2 protein-coding genes and 1 pseudogene are annotated in these 1,786 nt (G+C 44.2%); all 3 read left to right on the top strand.

The window, feature by feature from the left end; genetic code table 11:
* Positions 1-607, top strand: a 607-nt coding sequence (locus Q0991_RS19565; protein ID WP_299491678.1) for a Na/Pi symporter, incomplete at its 5' end; no start/stop codon positions are given.
* Positions 608-647: 40 nt separating this feature from the next.
* Positions 648-920, top strand: a complete 273-nt coding sequence (locus Q0991_RS19560; RefSeq protein ID WP_299491676.1) for a hypothetical protein — start codon at positions 648-650, stop codon at positions 918-920.
* Positions 921-1,688: 768 nt separating this feature from the next.
* Positions 1,689-1,786 (top strand): annotated as a pseudogene (locus Q0991_RS25280) (aquaporin family protein); the annotation flags it as partial.

The following is a 1,786-nucleotide window of genomic DNA, read 5'->3' as shown; positions in this document are numbered from 1 at the left end:
ACCTGATTGGGTAGAAGTAGACCTCAAGCCATCGAAAAATGATGGTTTATTTTGCCGTGGAGGTGTAACCCAAAATCTCCTGTTTTTAAACCATGCCATTTTCTTGACCATTGGTTTCGTGGGCAAGCTGCTCAAAGTACTGATGGTGGGGCGGGCCAAAGACATCTTGCATGTGGCCATTGGCCGGGGACCGATTGCTGGGATTGCGGCGGGTACCCTGATTACAATTCTGGTGCAGTCTTCTTCCACGACGACGAGCTTAATGGTGCCCTTGGCCGGATCCGGGGTGTTTGGGTTGTCGCAGATATATCCCTTCACCTTGGGAGCGAATATCGGCACCTGCATTACCGCCCTATTGGCAGCCACGTCTGTGTCAGGAGCTGAAGCAGTACCAGCTTTGGAAATTGCCATGGTGCATATGCTCTACAACTTTTTAGGCGTGGTTGTCATCTATGGCATTCCCTTCCTCTGCCGCTTACCCATTCAAGGAGCCGAGATCCTATCAGTTGTGGCCAGTGAGAAAAAGTCTATTGCTTTTGCCTATATCGTCGGCGTATTTTTTGTCGTCCCGGCGGTTTGTTTAGGCATTACCTCGGTGGTGGGCTAGGACCATCGCCTGTCTACTTGACATTAGGAGAATCACAGCAATGAGTGACAAATTGGCCTATATCCAACAAATTGAGACCCAAATCAGTGATGTCAAAGCGACTTTAGAACAATTGAAATCGGATCGAGATCGCATCTTAGAACAAGCCCAGCATGAAGAAATTGAGCAGCTAGAACAACATCTCGCGGATGCCCAGTTAAAGCTCACTGATATTGCCAATGCGGCAGATGAAGCTTGGCAAGAAATTACCCACGCCATCGATGAAGCGATTCAGGGCTTGCAAACCAGAGTGCAAAATCTGCTGAATCGTTAACGTAAATCCCAGGCCCAGTAAACGCTGGTCACCTTTAATCCGCGAGCAGTTTCCAGGGCAATGACTCGAAGCCCATAAACCTAAAGGTTCTAGCCTTAAGATTTCGTTGAATTCTTAGACTCTCATAGGTCCATCTGAGTCAACCCGATGTACAGAACCTTAATTTAAGGGATGATTCTTTTCAGGAGTTTGGAATGTCTAAAGGCAATTACAATGAAGACGTAGCAAACGATTGCGATAAAGAAACCTTGGCATAGCTTAAAAAGGGGATTTTAGATTACACTTCCACAGCAAAATAAGCTATCAATTATTAAGGTCAAAGCCTGATCGAGAAGGCAGGGTATGTTCCTATTCGTTGAACAAAGTCTTTACAGATAAAAAAGCCTGCCCCCTAAAAGACAGACAACAAAGAGTGGTAATTCAAATGCACTACCTTACTCTAGTTACAGGTATAGGAACCCCTTTATTAGATTTTTAAGTTGCCTAAGTTTAGGAAAAACTTACAAGAAAAAACCCCGTGAGTGAGGGGCAAGGAAAGTATGTTAAATGAAAGTACCTCTATTATTTCCATAATGTTGGATATTTTAGATTAACAGAAGTTTAATAATAGGTAAAATTATTTAGTTGAATAGAAAAATGGCTACTGCTCAGAGCATACTTATAGACATTACTGGAATAAAATTGTTATCGTCGCAACCAGTGGGAACATCGTTCTAAATTTGTACATTTGCACCCTGAATAATGTTGGCTTGGAAAAGGAATCGTGCGATGCTACGCAGATTGATAGCCGAGTGGCTAGGCACCTTGACACTGCTAGCAACCGTTGTCGGCTCTGGGATCATGGCTGAAAGACTCGCTGGAGGCAA

Origin of the sequence: Acaryochloris sp. IP29b_bin.137 (assembly GCF_028285745.1) — a bacterium.
In the GTDB taxonomy this organism is placed as follows: domain Bacteria; phylum Cyanobacteriota; class Cyanobacteriia; order Thermosynechococcales; family Thermosynechococcaceae; genus Acaryochloris.
This window is presented reverse-complemented; position numbering and strand designations above follow the sequence as displayed.